The sequence below is a fragment of the Candidatus Accumulibacter sp. ACC003 genome, from assembly GCF_907163085.1.
GTDB lineage: Bacteria > Pseudomonadota > Gammaproteobacteria > Burkholderiales > Rhodocyclaceae > Accumulibacter.
Genome location: NZ_CAJQTX010000009.1, coordinates 275,921 through 293,846, shown reverse-complemented (window position 1 = coordinate 293,846; position 17,926 = coordinate 275,921). Strand labels below are relative to the sequence as shown.

Sequence of the window (17,926 nt, the reverse complement as noted above, 5' to 3'; positions counted from 1 at the left end):
CATGAACGTGAGCACTGGCGAAACCCGCGCCACCATCGGCCCCGACGAAGTAGCTCGGCTCAAGGGCGCCGGCGTGCTGATCGAAGATCCGCGCCGTGAACGGCCGCGCTACTTCGACGGTCGCTTCCTGGCCGCGCGCGACCTGATTCGCGACCAGCAGTACATCCTCACCCGCGAGGCCGACCTCGGCCAGGCCGCCGGCAGCGGCGTCGCCAGCGGCCTCGACGTCGCGCGCGGCAGCGCCGGCGACCGGGTGAATGTGGCGGCCGGGCACGGCGTCACCGCCGCCGGCGAACTGGTGTTGCTGACCCGGGCAATCGAGCTGCGGCTGGCCGACATCCCGCGTGCCGAGCAGTTGTCGGCGCGCTTTGGCCTCGGCCGGCTGCCGCAGTCGCCGCTACGCAATCGCACCGGGCTGTTCGTGCTGGCCTTGCGCCCGGTCGAATACACCGACAACCCGATCGGCGCCTACCCGACGTCGATCACCGGCCAGCGCCAGGTCGAAGACGGCGATGTCGTCGAAGCGACGGCGATCGTCCTGGTGCCGTGGCCGGACGACGGCGCCGCCGACGCGCTCGACGCCCGGCGCGGCCGTGCCGCGGCGACGATCTTCGCCGGCGATGGCGTCCGTGGGCTGTCGGCCAACGTCCTGCCGCTGGCCATGCTGGCGCTGGCCAACAACGTCGTGGTGTGGGTCGATGAGGCGATGGTGCGCCGCGAACTGGGCGCCGACCGCGCCGACCTGCCGGGCCTCGGCTACGCGCCGCGAGCGCTGCGCCTGGCGCACCTGATCCAGCACCAGGTGCATCTCGCCGACATTGTTGTGGCGAGTGGCGGGCGCGGTTTTGCGGCGCGCGAGAACTTCCCGTTGCTGCCGTCGGCCGGGCCGATTCCGGCCGGCATGATCGACAGCAGCGATTTCACGCAACGCTATTTCCCGCCCGAAATGGCCGTCGATTTCTCGATCATCCCCGAGGACGAACTGCCGGCGCTGGTCGAGGAAGCGCTGTCGCTGCCGCCGATCGACCTCGAGGCCGCGTCGGCGACGCTCGAATCGACGTCGATACTGCTGTTGGCGCCGATTCCGCGCCATGAATGGCGGCTGGTCAACAGCCGCCTGAGCACGCGTACGCGAACGCTGCGGCCAGCGGCGATCAATCTCGTGGCGACGCGCAAGCCGCTCGAAATCCTGCAGCAGCTGCGCATTCCGCGGCGGCCGTTGCCGATCGAGCCCGGCGACCCGGCGGCCGCCGAATGGGCGCGGCTGGCGGCGCTGGCCAACCTGTGGTTCGTGCGTCGGCGCAACCTGGCGTATCGCGACGACCTGGCCGGCGAGGCGATCCGTCTTGCCGGCCGTGACAACGTCGAAAGCGATGCGCCGCGGCTGGCGGCGCTGGGCCTTGATGCCGCCGCCAATCGTGTCTTCGAGCGCGCGACGCCGCGCGCCGCGCTGGAAGTTCAGAGCCTGCTGGCGAGCCCGCGTTTCGCCGACTCACCAAGCCTCACCGCGGCCGTGCTGGGTGAACTCGGCCAGGCCGGAACGCTCGATCAGGCGGCCGTGCTGCGCGTCGCCGCCGATCTCTCGGCGCCTGGCGTTGGCGAGGGCCTGCTCCGCCTCGAGCGCTCGCGGCCGAATACCGTGCCGAGCAACGCCGCGCTGACGACGATTGCCGACGGTGGCGACTGGCGCAGCGCCGACATTGCCGCAGCCAAGCTGCGCAGCGCCGAACTGTCCGGCATGGCGGGCAAGGTCCTGCGTCCGCAAGCCGTCAAGCCAGCCGAACGGGCGCTGCCGGCGCGCCCGGCGGCGCCCGCGCGCGCCGCCGCCCAGGCCGTGGCGGCAGACGCCGTCGGCGAAAAAGCCTCGACGACGCCAGCGGGCAAGCGCCGCAAGGCCGCGCCCGCGGCCAGTACCCGCAAGTCGGCAGGCAAGGGTGGCGGCAGCGGCACTCAAGGAGGTGGATCGTGAGCATTACACCGATCGACACGCCCCTGGCTGGCGAGCAGGTCGTCGGCCTGGCGCCCGAGAATGCCGCCGCCGCCGGCCGCTGGTGGCTGCGGCGGCCGAACCTGTTTGCCGGCCGCACGCTCACCGGGCCGACCTTGGCCGGCCGTCAGGACTGGGCGGCGCGCCACATCGCGCTGCGCGCGCAGGCGTTCACGCCGGGCGTCGTGCGCGGGCTCGAGAGCGCCCTGTTCAACAACGCGGCTGGCCTTGCCGCAACGCGGCTGGCGCTGCTGCAGGGGCAGGGCCTGAGCATCGACGGGGAGGATCTGCGCGTGCTGCAGGCGTTGGAGGTGGCGCTCGCCGATCTACCGGCGGTGGCCGACCCAGCGGCCTTTGCCGGCATGGCTGGCGTTGGCGGCGAGGGCGACAGCGAACTTGGCAGCACGGCCGCCAAGGTCGTCGGACCGGCTCTCGGCGCGGTCGTGGCGGCTTTGCCGGATGCGCTGCCAAGGGTCGGCATCGTGCTCTTGCAGCCGCTGAGTGCCGACCGCATCGGCGAGTTCGACGCCACCGACCCGTGTTCGCTCGATGGCTGCGGCAATGGCAACGTGATTGCCTTCGAGGATTGGCGCATCGGCGACGCCGCGCGCCTGCTGTGGTACGCCTGGCCCGAGGAGTTCATGAGCTTGCCGACGATGCCGGCCGGCGCGCCCGGGCGCTGGCGCAACGATCTGGCGTGGCGGATCTTCGACGCCGAACGCCTGCTCGGCGCCGACCAGACGATGCCGTGGGAGGTCTTCGGAGTGCCGATCGCGCTGGTCGCTTGCGCTAGCGACTGGACGCCGCTGTTTCTCGATCGCGCCAGCGTCGTGCGGCACGGCGGTCGCGCGCGCTACGGGCGTATGGGCGGCGCCGCCGACGGCCTGGCCATTCACTGGCGGCTGCCGGCTCTGTGGCAGGCGCGTTTCGAGCAACTCGCCGAGCAGATTGCCGCCGCCGGCGAGCCGATCGCCGACGCGGCAACGCTGGCGGCCGACTACGCACGCCTGCCGCCATTCGGCCTGCTGCCGGCGCACGTCGTCGATCTCGAGACGCTGGCCAGCGATTTCTTCCCGGCCAGCTTCACCCTCGATGCGGCGCCGTTGCCGACCGAACAGCTCGACGCCGCGCTCGCCGAGGCCGCGTCGCTGGCACCGCTCGATCTCGCGCTGGGCGAACGCGTGCGCCTGCTGGTGCCGGTGCCGCAGTCGGTGTTCGAGCCGCGCCTCTTGATCCGGGAAGTGATCGACCCGGAGTTTGCCACCACCCTGGCGGCTTTCCAGTTGCAGCGCTCGCGGCTGCTCGGCGCCCGCCAGGGCTTGCGCACGCGCGCCTCGGTGCTGGCCCGTGCGATCAGCGGCAAGGCGCTGGCGGTGCCGGCGATTGCCGACGATGCGGACGCGCTCGAAGTCGAAACGCTCGCCCCCTGGGGGCCGCCGCCGGCCGGCGGCGGCCATCGCTCGGGGCTGCTGGCCGGCGTGCACCAGCATTTTTTTGAAGCGGCGACCGAAACGCTGAGCGTCGCTGCCGGCGAGCAGCTCTTTGCCTGGGTGTACCTGAATCCCGACCATCCGCCGCGGACGCTGCTGCTGCAATGGCACGCCGAGAGCTGGAATCATCGCGCCTACTGGGGTGAAAACCTCATCGACTGGGGCGCTGACGGCAGCGTTGCGCGTGCCCACGCCGGCGAGCTGCCGACGCCCGGCGAGTGGGTGCAGCTGCGCCTGCCGGCGGCGCTGGTCGGCGTCGAGGGCCTGGCTGCCGACGGCATGGCGTTCACGCTTTACGACGGCCAGGCGGCGTTCGCGATGACCGGTGCGATTGCCACCAACGGTGCGCCGCGCAAGTGGTTCTGCAGCGTTCTGCCGACGGCGGCGCAGCAAAATGGCGACGAGCGGTGGGATTTCATGACCCACAACGATCTGTGGGCGCCGTTCGACGCCTCGGCGGTGGTACTGCCGGTCGATGGCAGCGGCGCGCCGGCCGCTGGCGGTCATGCCGAGCCGTCGCAGGCCGGTCTGCACCAGCATTGGTTCGAGAACGCCAACGCCACCTTCACGGCGACGGCGGCCGAGCGGCTCTACGTCTGGGTATTCGTCGATCCGAACAATCCGCCGGCGCAGCTGATGCTGCAATGGCGCAGCGGCACGAGCTGGGAGCACCGCGCCTACTGGGGCCTCAGTCGCATCAGCTGGGGAGTCGAGGGCAGCGCGTCGCGCCGGCGGATCGGCGCGCTGCCACGGCCGGGCCGCTGGCAGCGGCTCGAGGTGCCGGTCGATGCCGTTGCCGGCGTCGACGTCGTCGGCGCGGCGCTGAACGGCATGGCCTTCAGCTACTTTGACGGTAGCGCGGCCTTCGGCAGCGCCGGGGCGCTGTCGGCCGGCAATGTCGAGCGGCCGTGGTTCGCCGGCGCCATCCCGGCCGGCGCGCAGCAACGTGGCAGCTGGCAGGTGCTGCAAGCGCGCGATCTGCGGGCGCCGACCAGCGCGGCCGTGAACGGCCAGGTCGAGGCGGCGCTGCGGCTCTACGACAACCCGGCGCTCGGCCATCTGTCGGCGCACGAGCGTTACCAGATCTTCCAGCTCGGGGTGGCGGGTTTCATCGCCTATCTGAAGAGCCGCGCCGACCGCGCCGACGATCTCGTCGATTACAACTTCGTCAAGGTGCAGACCGATATCTACCGCGTTCGTCAGCTGGTCCTCGGCACGACTGCCGCGACGCGGCTGGCGGTTTCGCCGGCGCTGGCGAGTATCGCCCAGGCCGAGACGGCGGTCGCCTCGAGCGAGCGCATCGCCGGCTTCTTTGACGAGCTGAAGAATACCCCGGCCGTTGTTCAAGCGCGTTCGGCGGCGCCGGCGGCCGCTGCAGCCGGCGGTTCGGTCAGTTCGGTCGGCAGCATTTCACCCGCCTCGGCGCCCGCCGGCGCACGGGCGTTGAATCTCGGTTCGATCGGGACGCAGGCGCTACTGCAGAGCGAGCCGCTCCAGTTCAGCGTCGTCGACACCTCGGTGTCGAAGCAGAATGCGCTGGTGCGCGATGCGACCAGCGCCAGACTGCTGGCAGGCAGCACGACCTTCGTCCCCTTCGACATCACCAACGCCGCGCCGCTGATCGGCAGGGCCGAGGTGCGCACGGTAAGTATCGCCGAGCGGCTCGAGGCGCCCAAGGCCAACGAGGCCAAGGATTACACCACGGCAACGCGCTACGAAGCGGTGCGCGGCCTGATCGCGCTGGCCGATACACTCGAGACCGAGGATGGCGGCGACAGCGCCGGCCTCTTCGACGGCGTCGCCTTTCACGGCGTGCGTGGCGATCCGGCGCTGTTCTATGAATCCGAGGACGAGGTGGACAATCCCGATCGGCCGTTGCCGGTCGTCGACAGCACCGACCCCGCGGATCAGAACACGCTCAACGGCCTGCGCCGCAGTCTGCCGCTGCGCACCGTGCTCAAGGAGCGCTGGCGCCTGTCCCTGATGCTGCAAGCGCCGCGCCGCAGCAAGGTCGACGAGTCGGCCTATTTCTCGGACGGCGCCGACCTCTCCGACAACACCGTCGCGCTGATGCGCCAGCTCGAGGGCCGCATCAAGCTCTACCGCAACGCCATTACGCTGAGCGAGGCGCTGCTCGACAGCCTCAGAAAACAGGCCGTCGCGCTCGAACAGCGGCTACTGGCAGTCGGCGAGGATCTCGCCGAGGCGCGTCACGACGTCTCGGTCACGCGCGCGCTGATCGCCGAGGAGGACGCGCGGCTGGCGGCGATCAACGATCGCCGTGCGCAGATTCTCCGCGATCACGTCAAGTTCGTCGCCTACCAGCGGCCGCGCGAAGCCGAGCTGATCAGCCCGGCGCCGTCGCGCCAGCTCGATCCCGGCCTGCTCGAAGCGCCGGTACCGGCGTGTCTGATGGCGCATCAGGACGCCCCCGACGAGCTTGCCGAGCTGCTGGCCGTGCTGCGCGAAGCGCCGTCGCGCTGGTTTGCCGGGCTGCCGGCGCTGCTCGACAAGCTCGACCGCGTCGATCTGCTGGTGAAGACCATGCAGTCGGCGCAATTGCGCAGCCAGATCATGAACCTCAGGGTCGCCGCGCAACCGCCGGCCAGCGCCGCCCGCGGCGTCGCCAACGTCGCCAATGCAATCGTCGCGCTGCACGGCAAGCAGTTCGCCGCCGTCCAGCAACTGCGTGTCGCGGCGACGCGAATCGACCCGCAGCTGATCGCGACGCTGGGCTGGCAGGGCGCACGCGCCGAGGCCGAGAAGCTCGTCTCACTGGGCGACCTGATCGACGGCGAGCACGGCAGCGGCCTGGTTGCCAGCCGGGCAGCGGCGCTGTTCGAGAACATCTCGCGTATTGCCGCCTGCATGCACCAGGCCTTCTCCGAAGTGCTGCCGGCGATCCGTCTCGACTGGGCCGAACGCCTGTCGCAGTTCGACGCGACGCCGCGGCTGCGAAACCTCGCCGGCCTGCCGCGTTGGGGCGAACTGGATTATCAAACGCGGCGGCAGTTGCAGGCCTATGCCGACTGGCTGTTCGGGCAGATCAAGGCCGGCGACAGCGACGCCGAAGCGCTGATCAACGACGTGCTGCACATGTGCCTGTTGCTCGCCAGCCATGCGCCGGTCAATCGCATCATCTCCGGCCGCCTGCCGGCGCCGGTCACCGCCGTGCCTGGCGTCCGCCTGCCGATCCGCGTCAGCGACGGCCTGAAGCTCCGGGTCGGCATGCAGGCGCTGCTCTACCAGGGCGACCGCGTTGTCGCGCGCGCCCGCGTCGATGACCTGGCAAGCGGCGAAGTGTCGACGACGGTAGTGCACGTCGAAGGCAGTCGCCGCGAACTCGCCGCCGAAACGCGGGTGCAGTTCGTCGCTGCCGACAGCCCGGTGGCGATGAACAGCGCCCGCCTGGCCAGCGTCAAGATCAGGTAAGCGCATGCTCGCCGAGCGCCGCGTCCGCCGCCTGTCGATCCGTGCGGCCGACGACGCCCTGGTGCGGCGCGCCGGCTTCGTGATCGAAGACGCGCTGCGTACCGCCAGCCTGCCGGGCGACGGCGCCGAGCTGCTGTTGCTGCGCCGGCTGCGGCTACCGCCCTTTACGGCTGCGGCGTCGCCGCAATACGTGGCGCTGCGCCTGGAAGCCGCGTGCCGTGCGGCGATCGCCGTCGACGGCACGCTGGCCGATGACGCGGCGCTGGCCGCCGCGCCGGCCGTGCGTTTTGCCGATCACCTGAGCGCCCACCTGGCGCTGACGCGTTTGCTGCTCGCCGGAGCGGCGTGCCAGGCGTGGTGCTGGCCCTTGCTGGTCAAGGGCTATCGGCCAGCGCTCGAGCGCGGCAGCACGCTGCGCACGCTGGCCCTGTCGCTGGCGAATCTGCCCGAGGCGCCGGTGGCGCTGCCGCAATGGCTGGCGGCGCTGGTCGCGCACGGCGACGCTGCTTGCGCCGCGTTCGTGCTGGCACTCCAGGGCGACGACATGGCCCGCTTGCAGCGCGCTTGTGGCGGTGCCCGCCGACAGGCACCGCTGGTCGAACCGGCGCGCTGGCAGTCGCTGCTCGACTGGTCGGCCAGGCGCCTCGGCGTCGACGATGTCCGCCATCGCTGGCTGCTCGACATGGCGCGGGTGTACGGCGTTGACGCCGATCGACAAGGGGGCAGCGAGACCGCGGGAGGCGATGAAGCGCCGGCAGACGTCGTCGCGGCAAAACTCACCGTCGGCAGCACGGACGCCGACTGGCGTGACGAAGAGGGTGACGATGGGCACGACAGAGACCGAAGCGAACAAACAGGCATTGATGCCGTGTTTTCGACGCAGGCGCCGGGACCTGCCGGTCCGCGGGCGGACGCGTCAGCGGCCCCCGCGACGCCCGCACCCGGATCAGCGGCAAAGGCTGCTGCAATGGCCAGCCAATCGGCGCCGCAGCGAGAAAATCTGGCGCCGGCTGCGCGCGCTGCGCCGCCGCTGACTGCCGATCTGCCGGCCACCGTCAAGGCGGTGGCGACCGCCAGGGCGTTGGTCGTGCAGGCGCCAGCGGCTGCGCGGACCGCGATCGATGCGCCGTCGCCAGTGGTCACCGACAGCGGTACGCGGCTGGACATCGACGCGGCGACTGCCGCCGGCGGCCTACTGTTCCTGGTGCCCGTGCTGACCCGGCTTGGCGTCGCCGGATTTCTCGACGAAGACACTGCGCGCAGCGATCTGCCGAAGCGCATTTTTTCGACCCTGCTGCGGCGACTGTCGATCGCTGACGACGATCCGGCGTGGTTGTTGTCTGGTCGACCGCCGGCAGTCGGCCGCGAGGTGGATCGCGACGCCGCGCACTGGCTGCGGCTTTGCCGCCGCCATCTGCGCCTGCAGGTTGGCATCGGTCTCTACTCGCTGGTCTGCCGTCCAGCCGGCATCGCCATCACCGCCACGCACGTCGACGTCCGCCAGGGTATCAACGCGGTCGATCTGCGAATCCGTCGTGCCGGTCTCGATATCGACCCCGGCTGGGTGCCGTGGCTGGGGCGGGTGCTGCGCTTTCATTATGGGGGCGATTGCTGATGAACCGGCCGGCAGATGCGTGCGCGGCAACGCTGCTCGCGCCAACGCTCGCCGATATCGCCTTCGCCGCGCTGGCCGAGGGTTACGGCACCGACAGCGGCCCGGAGGCCGCCTGGCTGGAGAGCCAGGCGCGCGGGCTGGCGAGCAGCGCCGGTTCGCTTGATCTGCAGGCTGCGCTGGCGACGTGGCAGGTGCAGCCACCGGCATCCGACCGCCTGCTGCAGGCGCTGGCGGCGCACGCGCAACTGAGTATCGCCGAGACGCTGGCGCTGGCGCTTGGTCGAGCCGCCGAACTGCTGCCGATGGCGGCGCGCGCGCTGATCTGGCTGCAGCACCCGGTCGGCGAAGCGCGTCCAACCGTCGGCCTGATCGCCTGTCTCTGTCAGCGTCTCGGCGACGACGAGGTGCTCTCGGCGCTGGCCGACGGGCCGGCGCGGCGGCACGGCATGATCCGTCTGCATCCCGAAGAGCGGCCGCTGTGCGAGCGCAGCGTACGCGTCGCGCAGCCGCTGCTGTTTGCCCTCGCCGGCCGCGGTGGCGGCTGCTTCGACGGCGTCGACAGCGATGCTGCTGCCCTGCCACCGCTAGCCGAGTCGACCATCGCCGAGGCGCGTCGGCACGGCGCCGGTCTGGTCGATGACGGCGTGCGTACCTTACTGATTCGCAGCGGCCAGGCGCTCGAGGCGCGCGCCGCCGCGGCGTGCGTGGCGGCTGCTGTGGGCGCGCGCGCGGTGTTCTTCGCGGGCGACGCGCCGGCCGGGCTCGGGCCGTGGTTGTGGCTCGCCGGCTGCCTGCCGGTATGGTGCGTGTCGCTGGCTCCCGGCGAGCGCCGGCAGGCGCCGCGGATCGCCGGCCACCAGGGACCCTTGCTGGTGGCTTGCGGACTCGAGGGCAGTATCGAGGCCGGCGCGGCGGTCGCGCAATGGCGGCTGCCGGTGCCGGCAGCCGCCGAGCGCTGCCAGCTATGGCGCAGCGCGCTCGGTGCTGCAGCGTCGGAGCAGACCATCTCGGCGCTCGCCGCGCACCATCGCCATGGCGCCGGACGGATCGCCGAGCTGGCGCAGGCGGCGCGTTCGGCGGCGGCGCGCAGCGGCGAGCGGCTGGACAGCACGCATGTCACACAGGTGGCAAGAAGCGGTGTCGGAGCGGACCTCGGCGCGTTGGCCGAGCTGCTCACCGACGATATTCCCGACGCGGCGATGATCCTGACGCCGGCGCTGCGTACCGCGCTCGACGCGCTGCTCGCCCGCTGCCGTCTGCGCGACACGCTCGCCGACGGCCTCGGTGCTGCTGCGCGCAGCCGCTACCGGCCGGGCGTGCGGGCGCTGCTGGTGGGACCGTCGGGTACCGGCAAGACGCTGGCGGCAAGCTGGGTGGCGACGCACCTCGGGCTGCCGCTGTACCGCGTCGATCTGGCGTCGGTGACCAGCAAGTACATTGGCGAGACCGAGAAGAACCTCTCCGAGCTGTTTGCCCGCGCCGAGCACGCCGAGGTGGTGCTGCTGTTCGACGAAGCCGACTCGCTGTTCGGCAAACGCACCGACGTCAAGGACGCCAACGACCGCTTCGCCAACCAGCAGACCAACTACCTGTTGCAGCGCATCGAGAGTTTCGAGGGCATTGTGCTACTGACCAGCAACAGCCGCGCGCGCTTCGACTCGGCGTTCACGCGGCGACTCGATGCGATCGTCGAATTCCCGACGCCCGGACCCGAGGAGCGTCGCGCGCTGTGGCTGGCGCATCTCGGCGAAGCGCAGCGCCTCGACGCCGTGACGCTGAATCGCCTCGCCGCCGCTTGCGACCTGGCTGGCGGCCATATCCGCAACGTCGTCCTCGCCGCCGCCGCGCTGGCGCGTCAGGGCGGCACGGCGCTTGGTGAGGCGGCCTTGCTGGCGGCCATCGCCGCCGAGTATCGCAAGCTTGGCAAGCAGCTTCCATCTGCGCTGGCTGGCGGGGAGACCTTATGACCTTTGCACCGACAGTGGCGCCAGCGGTGGAGCAGGGCGCAACGGCCGAGCATCAGGGCGGCGGGCAGTCCGAGCCGCTCACGGCGACGGTCGGGCTGCCCCGTTTCATGCGTGCCTCGAGCGCTGGCGACAAACTGGCGGGCGATGCACGTTCGCCAGCGGGCCTGCCGATGGGAGCGGCGAGCTCGCTGGGGCGTGCCGAACAGACCCGCTTCGGGAGCAGTTTCGCTTTCGATCCGTCCGGCGTGCTCATCCACGACAATGCGGACGCCGCGAGCAGCGCCCGCCAGCTCGGAGCACGGGCATTCACGGTGGGTCGCCACGTGGCGTTCGCCAGCGGCGCCTACCAGCCCGAAACGGCGACGGGCCGGCTTCTGCTGGCGCACGAACTCGCCCATGTGGTGCAGCAAAGCACCGCGCCCGTGCGGGCGACGCCGGCGCGTTCGCGTGATGCTCAGGCCGAGCAGGATGCCGACCGCGCCGCACAGACCGGTACGCGCCCGCTGAGCAGGCTGTCGCAGCAGGCGCTCCAGTGCTATCCCGACGAGAGCACGCCAGAGGGACTCATCGATAGCTTCACGTCCTGGGGAAACCTCGACGAAGAGGGTCTGGGTGGGCGTCTCTTCGACCTCGCCTGGATGAGCCCCCACCACTATGGTTTTGTCGGGCAGGTGATGGACGCGCTGGGCTGGGGTGACCGCGACGACGTTGCCAGCGCCTTCGTACGCCATGCGCGCGACGACAATCTGGATAGTTTCGCCAGCAGCGAAGCCGGTCGGGCAATGCTGAGGAGGCTCAAGAACGAGCTGCTGGGTGGCCTCACCATGGTCCACGAGGGCAGCGAGGCGATCCGGCTGTATCACGCGATCGATCGCGCCGAGGGCGCCATCGAAGGTGCTGAGCGGGCCGACGGAGTAATGAGTGCCGCCGCCGCACGCGGACGCGAGCAGCAGTTGGAGATTGCCGTGCCAGAGGGGCTGAGCCCGGCCGAAATCGGCGATCGCCTGCGCCTGCTGGATTTGCTGCTGGCGCGCATCCGTGCCGACCACGCGGACGACCGACCGGTGATCGAAGCGGTCGAGCAGGTGGAATTGCGTATCGACGTCGAGCGCCCCTCGTTGACCTCGGTGGTCGCCGAGCCGCGCTGGGCGGCGCGGCGCGTGACCATGGCCCTGGAGATCGCCGAGCGCGGGGCGCGCAATCTCACCAACCTCGGGCTGATGCTCGCGAGCTACGACGATGTGAGCACGCTGGGCGCTGCCAGCCCCGCTTACGTTGGCCTGGCCACCAGCGTGCGCGCCGCCTACGTCGCGGCGCTGGCCGCCGCGATGGATGACGACGCACTCGAGAAGCTCTCGGTCGCCGAGGCGCTCGGGGCAGCGCTGCCGCGCGCGCTGACCGAGCTTGACCTGGGAATTCTGGCACATCGTCATGCCGGCTATGCCCTTACCGAGGGCTACGCTGAGGAGATGGTCGCCTGGGTCGAGTGGATTCGCGGGCGGCTCGACGCGCTCGAAGGCGAAGGGCGGGAAATTGCCGCTGCGCGTGCGCGCGGCGACGCCGACCTGGCCGATCGCGAGGCGGCCTTCGCGGACAGCGGGCACCTGCTTCAGTACAGTATCGCCGCCGTCGCCGACTGGGAGCGCGCTCTGCGCGGGTGGGAGGCTCTGGTTGGCGGCGCTAACGTGATCGTCGGAGCCTATGAGGACGTCGTTACCATCCTCAACCGTTGCCAGAGGATGCGCGACGCCGCCTACGCGGAGGATGTCGCGGACCTGCAGGCGCAGCTTGAGCATCACCAGACCGATCCTGCCGTCGCGCGCTTCTATCGCGCGATTCCCCTGTTCGTTGGCGCTTCGGCCTTGCTCATCGGGCTGGGCATTACCCTTACCGCGGCGATGTTGTCGGCCGGTGCCGGCGCGCTGGTCGCCGGGCCGGGTGCAACGGGTGCCGCGGCCGCCGGATCGGTGGCCATCGAGGCGCTTACCTTCACCACCGTGAGCCGCGGATTGTCGGGCGTCTTCGCGCCGCCACCGCGCATGCCGTTCCTGCTCGACCTGGCGCTCAATATCGGCCTGTTCGGATTGTTGCGGGCCACCGGTTCGGGGATTCGCAGCGCCCTCGCCGCCCGCGATCTGGCGGCGCTGACGGGTGTCGCCACGCATACCGCCTCGTACGCCATCCTGAGCGGCTGGGGCGTGGTGCATTTTCGCATCGAGGAAGGGCGCTGGCCGAGTTCGGACGAGATCGCGCGCATGTCGCTCGAAAACCTCGTGATGCTGGCCGGCATCGCCATCGCCGCGGGCGCCGTAACGCGCGCTATTCACAGCCATCGCCAGTTGCGCGCGCTGGAAACCTTCAATGGCCGCTATGGGACGCGCCTGGCGTCGATCGAGATCTCGCGTAGTCAATTGCGTGAGCGCATGCGCTCCGAGCTGGCGGCCGGTCGTGGCGACGATGCGACGGTGTCTGCCGACCTGCGGGCCGAAGCCGAGGCACTGAACACGCGTTTACGCGAGATCATCGAGGAGGTTCGGGGAGACGCCGAGATCGGCCTCCAGGAACTGCGTAACGCCCTCGCAGACCGCACTCTCGACACCGCCGCGGTTGGCGGCGAACTACTCGCCCGCTCACTCGGGCTGGCGGAACGTGTCGGCCTGCAACGTGCTGGCGGGGAGAACCTGTATACCTATGAGGCGGAAGCCACCGAGCCGCTGATGCAGCGCCTTACCGAACTCGGGGCGTCGGTGTCCGATTCTACCGATGCCACTGGCCGTCGGACGGTGACCGCCGAGTTCGCCGGTGAGGCGCCGATGTTCTTTGTCGAGCGCGCGGTGTCACCCGAACGGACCGCCCGCCTGGCGGAGCTGGCGGCGCTTATCGACGCCTCGGGTAGCAGCCGCGAGCAACGCCAGGACGTGATTGGATCTCTGCGCACGCCGCACGGAGCCGAGCGCGGTGAGCTCGAAGGCTTTGTCCTGGATACCGTGTTGGCCGAAAATCAGCGCGCTTTCGTCGAACTGATCGCGCAGCTGAAGAGCGAAAACCCGGGCGCTATCGTCGGCATGGAGCGTGGCGGTGCCTTCCTGGTGGATGTCATCGCAGCTGGCGACGGCGAGCTGGCGACGCGAGTCCACCACATGCCGGTGCACCTCGACGCGCAGGGCCGGAAATTCGATGGGCCGGCAATGCAGGCGCAGTTCCAGGCGCTGATCGATGGCGGCGCGGGGCGCATCGCGATTGTCGATGCGTACATGGGCGGGACCACGGCGAGCGCCCTGCGCGACCAGGTCCTGTTGCCTCTCGCGCGCGCCAATCCGGGTGTCGACATCGATGTGCACTGGCTGCGCGAGACGCTGGGCTTCGAGGCTGGTGGCACCATGGGCCCCTTGCGTGGAAGCCCGCGGGCGCGCAGTCCCGGCGGCTCGCAGATCCACCCCGATCAGCGTCAGATGCGGCTGGTGCTCGGCGACGATATGGAGATCGTGTACACCCCGGACAGTCGCGAGCCAATCACCCTGTTCGACAGGGACGGGCGCATCGTGCGTGCGGAATACCCGCTACCGGGCGAGAACACGCGCGACGTGCTGATCAGGATGCTGGCGCCGCCGGCGCCGACGCCTTAATCGTCATCGGGCAGGGTCGCCACATGAAGCAGTTGAAACTCCTCGAGCAGCGCCTCGATCTCCGGATCTCCGGCCGGGGCCAGGTCCAGATCGAAGGAAAGATTCACGTTGAGCGCGGGCAGGCGACCGCTGGTGGCGCGGTTGGTAAGTTCCGTATCGACATCGAAATCTTCGATATCCTGCGCGTCGGCGAAGGCGATCGCCTGCCAGCCGAGGCCCGGTCGCCGGGCGGCGATCTCGCGCAGGCGCTGGCCGATGGCCCGCATCAAGGCGACCGCAGCAGCGCGGTCAGGGCAGCCCGCGGTAGTCGCGTAGACCCGGGTCTGAAGGTTCATGGCAAGGTTCTCGTGTTTGTCAATCGGGCTGGTGCGACCAGAGTCGCCAGAGCGCGTTGGCGGTCGACGGCAACGGTGATGAAGGTACCGCTCCCGGGTGCCGGCTCGGCGCCCCAGCGGCCCTGCGCGTACGTCACCTCGACCTCGCGCCATTCGAAAGCGTCGGGGTCGATGGCCGCGACCGCGGCGAGCGGGTCGTGGAGCAGCTTGCCGAGGGGCTTATCGTGCAGGTAGAGCGCCATCGCTTCCCGCATCAGGCGCAGCCCCGCGCTTGTTTCGTCGAGGCCGGCAAGCTGGCGATCAAGGTTCTGGTCCCAGGCCAAGCCATGCGTTACATTTTTGCTCACCAGTCGGCGCTGGAGGATGCGCGGACTGGTGAGTGCCGCCCGTGCAGCCGTCTTGTTGTGGCCGAAGTTATAGCTCTCGCAGCGGCGGAGGCCAGCGAATTTTTCGAGCCGATGGCTGGCCGGCACCAGATTGTCGCCCGCGAAACCGCCCTGCGCGACCCAGCGCGAGATCGACAGTTCAGGGTGATGAACAAGCAGTTCATGCAGAGTGTGGAGTGGCGCGCCGGTGAGCAGCGTGCACTCCGGACGCTGCTGCAGAATTTCTGCCAACAGCGCATGCGCGATAAGTGTGCCGGCTACCGGGGAGGGCGTGCCGAGCCACGCGTAGTGGAACGGCGACACCGCATCGGCGGTGCTGCCTGGCGCGCGGGCAGCCACCGGGAGGTCCACCGCAAGGCGCCGCAGGATTTCACGGATCACGCCGAGTTGTGCGGGAGTTCCCGGCGTGGCCGTTACCGCCAGCAACTCGACCGCCGGATGGGTGGCGAGCAGGCACAGCGTCAGCGCATCGTCGGGATCGCGTGTCTCCATGTCGAAGGCGACGGGAATGCGGCGCGTCGGGAGTGGGAGCGGGAGCGGCGGGTCGCTCATGGCAATGGGGTGATGGCTGGTGACCAATTGGCAGTGGCTGCGGCATGGGCTTACGGGATGTCGTCCGATTCTACGCCGACATTCCGGCAGGGTGTCTATCGCCAGCCATGCTTAAAGCAGGTGTTGGCAAGCGGTTGCGCGGGCGACGCGCGCGCAACCCGTGGTGGATCGTGCGTATGGCGATGGAGGACGAAAGATGGGATTCAGTCAGCTTGCCAGTAAAACCGGGCGGGAACAGGCCGCCCACGCGCCTGTCACGCCTACCAGGGCGGCGTCGGGGGTGCCGCGATTCCTTGCCGCGCGCGGACTGAGTGTCGCCCGCCCGGAAGATGCCAGCGAGCGGCAGGCAGAGCGCGTCACGGAGGCCGTGATGGCGCCCGCAGGATGTTCTGGCTGCGCACCAGTGGCGCCCTGCGTGAGTTGCGCGTCCGACATCCAGCGCTCGCCAGAAGGGGCCGGCCCGGTGGCGGCATCGCTACCGGGGATCGGTTCGGGCCGTCCGCTCGATGGCCACACCCGCGACTTCTTCGAGCCGCGTTTCGGGCGTGATCTGGGTGCCGTGCGGGTGCACAGCGGACCGCGCGAGGGCGAGATGGCACGATTGCTGCAAGCGCGCGCCTTTACCCTCGGCAACGATGTCGTGTTTGCACCCGGCCGCTACCAGCCCGGGTCCGACTCGGGACGTCGCTTGATCGCGCACGAACTCGCGCATGCGGTCAGCGGTGGCGGCGCCGATACCATCGCCCGCGCACCCGAAACCGGGGTCACAGCCGATGCCGGTGTCTCTCCCGATGCAGCGGTCGCGGCCGCTGCGGCGGTCGGCCCGAGCGATGCCGGCGTGCCCCTGCCGGCGGGTGTTCCGGCGGCTCCGACGCCGCTCTTCGACAGCCTGTTCGGCGCCTGCCTGACGCCGGAAGAGGGCGTCCGTCGCGATGCCTTTGCGCTGCGCCATATGCACCTCGAGCGCTACATTCCGTCGACCACCTTCGGCATGTTCGACGCCGACTATTTTCCGCTGCTCGGGCTGATGCCGGTGACGGTGAAGATGAAGTTCAATTTCGTTTCCGCCGACAACGCGCCGGGAATGCTCGAATGGATCAGCCGCCGCATGGCCGGCGAGGACCTCAGCCGCTTCTTCTGGAGCGACACTGAAAAAGCCGACTTCAAGCGCGACTATATCGGTCGCGTCGCGGCCCGCTGGAGCGCCCAGCATACGATGACCTCGACCAAGTCCTGCTGGAACTTCAGGGCCATCCCGCTGGTGATGCCGGTCGAGGTCGGTGACGACGCCTCGGCGCATTACGTGAGCACCGTGCACAAGAGCCCGGGACCGGGCATCGACTACAAGTCGGCGACCAACGACCCCGACGTGGCGCATCCGGAGCGGCCGGCAACAGCCGACCTCTACCAGTCCGACGTGCGCGAAGAAACCAATTTCAACAGCGGCAGCGTGGCGACCACCGAGCGCCAGCGCCTGGAGAGCGTGCTCGCCGCGGCGGCCGCGTCGCCGGTGCTCTTCGGCAACGATTCGGACGTCATCAGCCCGGCAGCACGACCGGCACTCACCGCCTTCGCCGATGCCGCAAAGCAGAAGAATCCGTCCGATCCGCTGGTCCCGCTCAAGGTCGACGGCTTCGCCAGTCGCGACGGCGACAGCACGCACAATGTCGACCTCGCCGAGCGGCGTGCGCTGGCGGTGCGCAGCTTCCTCGCCGGCCTCGGCGTGACGCAGCCGATCGGCGTGCTGGGGCACGGGCCGGTGGGTGCTGCCGGCGACGTCGCCAACCGCCGGGCGGACATCACCGTCGATCACGCCTTCGAGACGACGTACACCGCCAACCGCTACTCGGTCGGCGAGCACGAGTTCGGTCATATGCTGGGTCTGCCCGATGAGTATCAGAACAACACCACCGGCACTCTCGGCGCGCAGCAGACGCTCTATTCGGGGCTGGTCACCGCTGCTGGCGTTGCCGGGCCGGCGGTGTGGGGCGTCGATACCGCAAGCCAGATGTCGAACGGCATCGACGTCCTGCCGCGTCATTACGTCACGCTGTGGGAGGCGCTCGGCCGCATGACCGCGCCGGACATCGCGCCATCCGAGTGGAGCATCACATGATGGCCGGGCGTGCCACCAGTGTTGCGCAGCCGGAAATCGAGTTCCGCCGTATTCAGGCCATCAGCTGTCGCGGCAACCAGCGCATCCGGGTGACGCCCGCGGGTGCGCTGTTCGCCTATGTCGAAACGCATGATTGCCCGCGCGGCGAACACTGGAGCGCGCCGTGGCCCGAGCAGCCGCTGCGGCGCCTGCACCGTGCGCAGCAGCAACAGCTGGCCGACGCCCTCGTCGACGGCGATTTCTTCGCGTTGCCGGGCGAGATCGTGACGCCGGGGCGAGACGGTTTCCGCGATGAAATCGACGTCGCGCTCGGCGACCAGCGTCATTCGGTGATCATCGAACGCAGCGCCGCGCCGCCGGCCTTCGCACGCGTGCGCGCGCTACTGATGGCGCTGGCCGGTCCCCCTTTCAGCGCCTGAG

The 17,926-nt window shown here is 69.9% G+C and carries 9 protein-coding genes; 7 read left to right on the top strand and 2 right to left on the bottom strand.

Translation table 11 applies throughout. The features are described 5' to 3' along the window. Position 1 precedes the first annotated feature (1 nt). The 5 genes from QZ656_RS19755 to QZ656_RS19735 are packed head-to-tail and all read left to right on the top strand — an operon-like array spanning position 2 to position 14,117. Complete coding sequence (locus QZ656_RS19755) at positions 2-1,969, top strand: hypothetical protein (protein ID WP_291994990.1); 1,968 nt, start codon at positions 2-4, stop codon at positions 1,967-1,969. Further along, positions 1,966-6,909 (top strand): hypothetical protein, encoded by a 4,944-nt coding sequence (locus QZ656_RS19750; RefSeq protein WP_291994989.1) that lies wholly within the window; start codon positions 1,966-1,968, stop codon positions 6,907-6,909. Before QZ656_RS19755 ends, QZ656_RS19750 begins: the two co-directional genes overlap by 4 nt. Before the next feature lie 4 nt (positions 6,910-6,913). Continuing rightward, a complete protein-coding gene (locus QZ656_RS19745; RefSeq protein ID WP_291994988.1) occupies positions 6,914-8,524 on the top strand; it encodes a hypothetical protein in 1,611 nt (536 codons plus the stop codon). Continuing rightward, on the top strand, positions 8,524-10,491 hold the full coding sequence (locus QZ656_RS19740; protein WP_291994987.1) for an ATP-binding protein: 1,968 nt from the start codon (positions 8,524-8,526) through the stop codon (positions 10,489-10,491). Before QZ656_RS19745 ends, QZ656_RS19740 begins: the two co-directional genes overlap by 1 nt. Next, entirely contained in the window at positions 10,488-14,117 is a 3,630-nt protein-coding gene (locus QZ656_RS19735; RefSeq protein WP_291994986.1) for a DUF4157 domain-containing protein, read from the top strand. The genes QZ656_RS19740 and QZ656_RS19735 overlap by 4 nt, the downstream gene beginning before the upstream one ends. On the opposite strand, the gene QZ656_RS19730 is transcribed toward QZ656_RS19735, so the two are convergent. Together QZ656_RS19730 and QZ656_RS19725 are read right to left on the bottom strand one after the other, a co-directional pair. Continuing rightward, positions 14,114-14,452 (bottom strand): hypothetical protein, encoded by a 339-nt coding sequence (locus QZ656_RS19730; protein ID WP_291994985.1) that lies wholly within the window; start codon positions 14,450-14,452, stop codon positions 14,114-14,116. The two genes, QZ656_RS19735 and QZ656_RS19730, sit on opposite strands and share 4 nt — an antisense overlap. Next, positions 14,449-15,390: a nucleoside hydrolase gene (locus QZ656_RS19725; RefSeq protein ID WP_291994984.1), complete on the bottom strand. Its 942-nt coding sequence runs from the start codon at positions 15,388-15,390 to the stop codon at positions 14,449-14,451. The genes QZ656_RS19730 and QZ656_RS19725 overlap by 4 nt, the downstream gene beginning before the upstream one ends. 415 nt (positions 15,391-15,805) lie before the next feature. On the opposite strand from QZ656_RS19725, the gene QZ656_RS19720 reads away from it, so the two are divergent. Beyond that, entirely contained in the window at positions 15,806-17,506 is a 1,701-nt protein-coding gene (locus tag QZ656_RS19720) for a DUF4157 domain-containing protein (RefSeq protein ID WP_291994983.1), read from the top strand. Next, positions 17,503-17,925, top strand: coding sequence for a hypothetical protein (locus QZ656_RS19715; RefSeq protein ID WP_291994982.1), 423 nt, complete (start codon positions 17,503-17,505; stop codon positions 17,923-17,925). The genes QZ656_RS19720 and QZ656_RS19715 overlap by 4 nt, the downstream gene beginning before the upstream one ends. Position 17,926: the final 1 nt, after the last annotated feature.

Coding starts and splice junctions, on each gene's coding strand:
- QZ656_RS19715 (WP_291994982.1), top strand. CDS start 17,503: ATGATGGCCGGGCGTGCCACCAGTGTTGCGCAGCCGGAAATCGAGTTC.
- QZ656_RS19725 (WP_291994984.1), bottom strand. CDS start 15,390: ATGAGCGACCCGCCGCTCCCGCTCCCACTCCCGACGCGCCGCATTCCC.
- QZ656_RS19755 (WP_291994990.1), top strand. CDS start 2: ATGAACGTGAGCACTGGCGAAACCCGCGCCACCATCGGCCCCGACGAA.
- QZ656_RS19735 (WP_291994986.1), top strand. CDS start 10,488: ATGACCTTTGCACCGACAGTGGCGCCAGCGGTGGAGCAGGGCGCAACG.
- QZ656_RS19745 (WP_291994988.1), top strand. CDS start 6,914: ATGCTCGCCGAGCGCCGCGTCCGCCGCCTGTCGATCCGTGCGGCCGAC.
- QZ656_RS19740 (WP_291994987.1), top strand. CDS start 8,524: ATGAACCGGCCGGCAGATGCGTGCGCGGCAACGCTGCTCGCGCCAACG.
- QZ656_RS19730 (WP_291994985.1), bottom strand. CDS start 14,452: ATGAACCTTCAGACCCGGGTCTACGCGACTACCGCGGGCTGCCCTGAC.